The 6,259-nt window shown below is 66.4% G+C and carries 6 protein-coding genes; 3 read left to right on the forward strand and 3 right to left on the reverse strand.

The window, feature by feature from the left end:
- Positions 1-249: 249 nt before the first annotated feature.
- On the forward strand, positions 250-1,146 hold the full coding sequence (locus ABGA94_RS13265) for a LysR family transcriptional regulator (RefSeq protein ID WP_188247954.1): 897 nt from the start codon (positions 250-252) through the stop codon (positions 1,144-1,146).
- Positions 1,147-1,228: 82 nt separating this feature from the next.
- On the opposite strand, the gene ABGA94_RS13270 is transcribed toward ABGA94_RS13265, so the two are convergent.
- The 3 genes from ABGA94_RS13270 to ABGA94_RS13280 all read right to left on the reverse strand — a co-directional run bounded on the left by ABGA94_RS13270 (position 1,229) and on the right by ABGA94_RS13280 (position 4,612).
- Entirely contained in the window at positions 1,229-2,212 is a 984-nt protein-coding gene (locus ABGA94_RS13270) for an aldo/keto reductase (RefSeq protein ID WP_005415540.1), read from the reverse strand.
- Between the two features lie 121 nt (positions 2,213-2,333).
- Complete coding sequence (locus ABGA94_RS13275) at positions 2,334-3,476, reverse strand: PilT/PilU family type 4a pilus ATPase (RefSeq protein WP_005415539.1); 1,143 nt, start codon at positions 3,474-3,476, stop codon at positions 2,334-2,336.
- A 98-nt stretch (positions 3,477-3,574) separates the two neighbouring features.
- Positions 3,575-4,612 (reverse strand): type IV pilus twitching motility protein PilT, encoded by a 1,038-nt coding sequence (locus ABGA94_RS13280; protein ID WP_004147099.1) that lies wholly within the window; start codon positions 4,610-4,612, stop codon positions 3,575-3,577.
- Between the two features lie 87 nt (positions 4,613-4,699).
- On the opposite strand from ABGA94_RS13280, the gene ABGA94_RS13285 reads away from it, so the two are divergent.
- Positions 4,700-5,377 (forward strand): YggS family pyridoxal phosphate-dependent enzyme, encoded by a 678-nt coding sequence (locus ABGA94_RS13285; protein WP_375367505.1) that lies wholly within the window; start codon positions 4,700-4,702, stop codon positions 5,375-5,377.
- An 18-nt stretch (positions 5,378-5,395) separates the two neighbouring features.
- Positions 5,396-6,217, forward strand: coding sequence for a pyrroline-5-carboxylate reductase (gene proC, locus ABGA94_RS13290; RefSeq protein WP_053499785.1), 822 nt, complete (start codon positions 5,396-5,398; stop codon positions 6,215-6,217).
- Positions 6,218-6,259 lie beyond the last annotated feature (42 nt).

The following is a 6,259-nucleotide window of genomic DNA, read 5'->3' on the forward strand; positions in this document are numbered from 1 at the left end:
CTCAAGGCGGATCGATCCCCGCCTGAAGCCAGCCTGCGCGTGCCCCAAAAGGCTGCCGGCCAGCGGCCGGCACTACCGTGCCCGTCTCATGGAGGGGCCAGGCCCCTCCGTCAACACAGTTGCTACATGTATTTACGGCGCCCCCTCAACCGGACCCACCCCGCCATCCCACGGAATGCACGCATTTGACGTTGACGTTGCCTTGGCTTGAAGCAGGTGCCGGGCGCAGCCCGGCCGTATCATTCCCGCATGCCCCGCGAAAATCTCAACGATCTGCAGGCCTTTGTCCACGTTGCCCGCGAGGGCAGCTTCACCAAGGCTGCCGCCCAGCTGGGCGTGTCCCAGTCCGCGCTCAGCCATGCCATGCGCGGACTGGAGCAGCGCCTGGGCGTGCGCCTGCTGACCCGCACCACCCGCAGCGTCTCGACCACCGAAGCCGGTGCCCGCCTGCTCGATACCCTGGCCCCGCGCCTGGCCGAGATCGAGGACGGGCTGGCCGCGCTGGCCGAGTACCGTGAACGCCCGGCCGGCACCATCCGCATCAATGCCACCGGCCACGCCGCCGAGTACATCGCCTGGCCCAGGCTGGCGCCGTTGCTGCGGCAGTATCCGGATTTGAAGGTGGAACTGGCGGCCGACTACGGGTTGGCCGACATCGTGGCCGAGCGCTACGACATCGGCATCCGCCTGGGCGAGCGGCTGGCGCGCGACATGATCGCCGTACCGATCAGCCCGCCACTGCGCATGCGCGTGGTCGGGGCGCCCAGCTACTTCCGCCAGCACGCGGTGCCGCGGCATCCGGACGACCTGGCCGGGCACAACTGCGTGACCCTGCGGCTGCCTACGCATGGTGGGCTGATGCCGTGGGATTTCGGCCAGGACGGCAATGAACTGAGCGTGCGCGTGAGCGGCCAGTGGACGTTCAACACCATGGGCATGACCCGCACCGCTGCGCTGGCCGGCAGCGGATTGGCCTGGCTGCCGCAAGACCAGGTGCAGCCGATGCTGGACGATGGACGGCTGCAATCAGTGCTGGACGACTGGTGCCCGCACTTCGATGGTTACTACGCGTATTACCCTTCGCGCCGCCACGTGACCGTGGCGATGCGGACGGTGCTTGACGCGCTGCGCGGGCCGATGGGGTGAGGGTTAAGGAGTGCGGACCAACGGTCCGCACCCACCACCAACGGTCCGCCCCCACCACCAACGGTCCGCACTCACCGGCTGGTCAGCCCTTGGCCTGTGCCGCACGCTGCGGGTTGTAGCGCTCGCCAACGATCGACACTTCGTCCAGCGCCTGCGCGATGCGTTGCAGTTCTTCCGGCGCCAGCTGCAGGTCGGCCGCGCCCAGGTTTTCTTCCAGGCGATGAACCTTGGTGGTGCCCGGAATCGGCACGATCCACGGTGCCTGCGCGAGCAGCCAGGCCAGTGCGACCTGCGCAGGCGTCGCACCGCGCGCTGCCGCAATCGTGCTGATGCGATCCACCAACGCCTGGTTGGCGCGGCGCGCCTCCACTTCGAAACGCGGCACGGTATTGCGGAAGTCGTTGGCGTCGAAGGTGGTATCGGCGTTGATCGCACCGGTCAGGAAGCCGCGGCCCAGCGGGCTGAACGGCACGAAGCCGATGCCCAGCTCCTGCAGCGTCGGCAGCAGCTCACGCTCCGGCTCGCGCCACCACAGCGAATACTCACTCTGCACGGCGGCGACCGGCTGCACGGCATGCGCGCGACGCACGGTGGCAGCACTGGCCTCGGACAGGCCGAAGTGGCCGACCTTGCCCTCGGCGATCAGGTCGCGCACGGTGCCGGCCACATCCTCGATCGGCACGTTCGGGTCGACGCGGTGCTGGTAGAACAGATCGATATGGTCGGTACGCAGGCGCTTGAGGCTGGCTTCGGCCACGGCACGGATGTTCTCCGGGCGGCTATCCAGGCCGGCATCGGTGCGCGCGTCCTTGAAACCAAACTTGGTGGCGATCACCAGCCTGTCGCGGTAGGGCGCCAAGGCCTGGCCGAGCAGGTCTTCGTTGGTGTACGGGCCGTACACCTCGGCGGTGTCGAAGAAGGTCACGCCGCGCTCGACGGCAGCGTGCAGCAGGGCGATGCCCTGGCTCGGTTCGACCGGCTGGCCGTAGGCATGGGTCAGGCCCATGCAACCCAGGCCCAGAGCGGAAACCTTCAGGCCGCTGCGGCCGAGTTCACGTGTCTGCATCGTCGTACTCCAGAGGGGGAGTGCTGACGATACGCCTGCAGCGGCGATGGATTGAGCCGGTTGGACCGCAGTCGGTCATGACTGGAATTCATCAATCCGGTCATGACCGTTGCCGGCCAGGTCAGCGGATTTCGGAGATCTCCACCCCATCCAGCCCCTGCGACAGGGTGCGCGCGTCGCCGCCCTGGCTGAGCTTGATGCGCAGGCGCACCTCGTTCTGCGAATCGGCGTAACGCAGCGCGTCCTCGTAGCTGATCTCGCCGGCCTGGTACAGCTCGAACAGGCTCTGGTCGAAGGTCTTCATGCCCAGCTGGACCGAGTCCTTCATCACTTCCTTCAACTTGTGGATCTCGCCGTCGCGGATGTAGTCCTGTACCAGTGGCGTGCCCAGCAGGATCTCCATCGCCACCTTGCGCGAGCGGCCATCGGGCGACGGCACCAGCTGCTGCGCGACCACGCCCTTGAGGTTCAGCGACAGGTCCATCAACAGCTGGTTGCGGCGGTCTTCCGGGAAGAAGTTGACGATGCGGTCCATCGCCTGGTTGGCATTGTTGGCATGCAGCGTGGCCAGCACCAGGTGGCCGGTTTCGGCGAACGCGATGGCGTGGTCCATGCCTTCGCGGGTACGCACCTCGCCGATCATGATCACGTCCGGCGCCTGGCGCAGGGTGTTCTTCAGCGCGGCTTCCCAGCTGTCGGTATCGATGCCGACTTCGCGCTGGGTGATGATGCAGCCCTCGTGCTTGTGCACGAATTCGATCGGGTCTTCGATGGTGATGATGTGGCCGGTCGAGTTCTGGTTGCGGTAACCGATCATCGCCGCCAGCGAAGTCGATTTACCGGTACCGGTAGCACCGACGAACAGGATGATGCCGCGCTTGGTCATCGCAAGCGTCTTGATGATCGGCGGCAGGCTCAGCTCTTCCACGGTCGGAATGCGCGTCTCGATGCGGCGCAGCACCATGCCGACCTGGTTGCGCTGGTAGAAGCAGCTCACGCGGAAACGGCCGACACCGGACAGGCCGATGGCGAAGTTGCATTCGTGGGTCTTCTCGAATTCCTCGCGCTGTGCCGGGGTCATCACGTTGAGGACCAGGTCGCGGCTCTGCTGCGGCGTCAGTGGCGTCTGCGTGATCGGCGAGATCTTGCCGTTGACCTTCATCGCCGGTGGCATGCCGGCGGTGATGAACAGGTCCGAGGCGCGCTGGTGCGCCATCAGCTTGAGGAACGAAGTGAAATCGATGGTGGTCGCGGTGGTGTTCACGGCGGGCTCCCGGAAAGCGGTTTACCAGGTAACGGTCGGTGGAGGAAACAACACGGAGCGGCCGCGCCATTGCGCGCGCCGCCCGTCGCTGTCCCGCCTTACTCGAACAGGCGCTTGTCCTTGGCGTACTCGCGGGCCTGGTTGCGGGTGATCAGGCTGCGCTTGACCAGGTCCTGCAGATGCTGGTCCAGGGTCATCATGCCGTACTGCTGGCCAGTCTGGATGGCCGAGTACATCTGCGCCACCTTGTCCTCGCGGATCAGGTTGCGGATGGCCGGGGTGCCGACCATGATTTCCCACGCTGCGGTACGGCCGCCACCGACCTTCTTCAGCAGTGCCTGCGAGATCACCGCACGCAGCGACTCGGACAACATCGAACGCACCATCGGCTTTTCGCCGGCCGGGAACACGTCGATGATACGGTCGATGGTCTTGGCCGCCGAGCTGGTGTGCAGGGTGCCGAACACCAGGTGGCCGGTTTCCGCGGCGGTCAGTGCCAGGCGGATGGTTTCCAGGTCGCGGAGTTCGCCGACCAGGATGATGTCCGGGTCCTCACGCAGTGCCGAGCGCAGTGCTTCGTTGAAGCCATGCGTGTCACGGTGCACTTCGCGCTGGTTGATCAGGCACTTCTGCGAGGTGTGCACGAATTCGATCGGATCCTCGACGGTGAGGATGTGGCCGTATTCGTTCTTGTTGATGTAGTCGATCATCGCCGCCAGCGTGGTCGACTTGCCCGAGCCGGTCGGACCAGTCACCAGGATCAGGCCCTGCGGCTGCTGGATCACTTCGCGGAACAACGGCGGGCAGGCCAGGTCCTCAAGGGTGAGCACCTCGGACGGAATGGTACGGAACACCGCACCGGCGCCACGGTTCTGGTTGAACGCGTTCACACGGAAGCGCGCCAGCGACGGAATCTCGAAGGAGAAGTCCACTTCGAGGAATTCCTCGTAATCGCGGCGCTGCTTGTCGGACATGATGTCGTACACCAGCGCGTGGACCTGCTTGTGGTCCAGGGCCGGGATGTTGATCCGGCGAACGTCGCCGTCCACGCGGATCATCGGCGGCAGGCCTGCAGACAGGTGCAGGTCGGACGCTTTGTTCTTTACGGAAAACGCCAGCAGTTCGGCGATATCCATGAGCGGCTACTCCCCAATAACGGCTTCGACTGGAAGGATCTTTCCCCGGACGGCAGTATAGCCTCCTGATTCAACGGAACGCGTTACGTGGCCACTCCCCTGCCCCAGATCCTGAGCAACCTGCATGCCGCCGCCGAGGCGGCCGGCCGGCCCGATCCGCGCCTGCTGGCCGTTTCCAAGACCCAACCGGCCGAGGCCGTGGCTGCGCTGGCCGCACAGGGCCAGCAGGCCTTCGGCGAGAACTATGTGCAGGAAGCGCAGGCCAAGATGCAGGCGCTGCAGCACCTGGCGCTGGAGTGGCATCTGATCGGCCACCTGCAGTCGAACAAGGCCGAGGCGGTGGCCACCCATTTCGACTGGGTGCAGAGCGTGGACCGGCCCAAGCTGGTAACGGCGCTGGCGCGCCATCGCCCGGCCGCACGCGGCCCGCTGAACGTGCTGATCCAGGTCAACATCGACGATGAATCCAGCAAGCACGGCTGTGCACCGGAGGATGTCGAGGGGCTGGCCGCGGCGATTGCCGCCGAGCCCACCCTGCGCCTGCGTGGCCTGATGGCGATTCCCGCGCCGTGGCCCGAGGCCGAGCGCCGTCGGGATGCGTTCGTGCGCATGCGCACACTCTTCCAGTCGCTGGCCGCCCAGCATGCACAGGTCGACACGCTGTCGATGGGCATGAGCAGCGACTACGCCGAAGCCATCGCCGAGGGTGCCACCCTGGTGCGCATCGGCACCGCCCTGTTCGGCGCGCGCGCGCGACCGGCCTGATTTTCCAAGGAGACATCCATGGCAGCTGATTCCATCACCTTCATCGGCGGCGGCAACATGGCGCGCAGCCTGATTGCCGGCCTGATCCGCCAGGGCGTGCCGGCCGCACACATCCATGTGGCCGAACCGGTTGCAGCGCTGCGCGAGTCGCTGGCTGCCGACTTCGGCGTGCAGGTGCACGACAACGCCACCGATGCCGCCGCACAGGGCGGCACCTGGTTGCTGGCGGTGAAGCCGCAGGTGCTGCGTGAGGTCTGTCAGTCGCTGCTGGCACTGGCCCAGGCAAACCGGCCGCTGGTGGTGTCGATCGCCGCCGGCATCACCAGCGCGCAGCTGGAACGCTGGCTGGGTGGCAACCTGCCGGTGGTGCGTGCGATGCCCAATACCCCCGCTCTGCTCGGCGCCGGCGTGACCGGCCTGTATGCCACTGCATCGGTGGATGCGCAGCAGCACGCGCAGGCCGAACAGGTGCTGGCCAGTGCCGGGCGCACGGTGTGGATCGATAGTGAGGCGCTGATGGATTCGGTGACTGCCGTGTCCGGCAGCGGACCAGCCTACGTGTTCCTGCTGGCCGAAGCGATGGAAGCGGCGGGTATTGCCCAGGGCCTGCCGGCCGACGCCGCGCGCACGCTGGTGGTGCAGACCCTGCTGGGCGCCTCGCGCATGCTGGATGAGGCCGGTGAGAGCCCCGCAGAACTGCGCCGCCGCGTGACGTCACCCAATGGCACTACCCAGGCCGCGATCGAGAGCTTCCAGGCTGGCGGCTTCGAGGCACTGGTGGACAAGGCACTGCGCGCCGCGCAGGTGCGTGGACAGGAATTGTCTGCGGCGAATGATTGATCCCCTGGGGTCCGATCCCTTTGCCTCGGCAAAGGGATCGGA

The organism is Stenotrophomonas sp. 3diitr2024 (assembly GCF_042136455.1).
GTDB classification, from domain to species: domain Bacteria; phylum Pseudomonadota; class Gammaproteobacteria; order Xanthomonadales; family Xanthomonadaceae; genus Stenotrophomonas; species Stenotrophomonas sepilia.

Coding starts and splice junctions, on each gene's coding strand:
- ABGA94_RS13270 (WP_005415540.1), bottom strand. CDS start 2,212: ATGCAGACACGTGAACTCGGCCGCAGCGGCCTGAAGGTTTCCGCTCTG.
- ABGA94_RS13265 (WP_188247954.1), top strand. CDS start 250: ATGCCCCGCGAAAATCTCAACGATCTGCAGGCCTTTGTCCACGTTGCC.
- ABGA94_RS13280 (WP_004147099.1), bottom strand. CDS start 4,612: ATGGATATCGCCGAACTGCTGGCGTTTTCCGTAAAGAACAAAGCGTCC.
- proC (WP_053499785.1), top strand. CDS start 5,396: ATGGCAGCTGATTCCATCACCTTCATCGGCGGCGGCAACATGGCGCGC.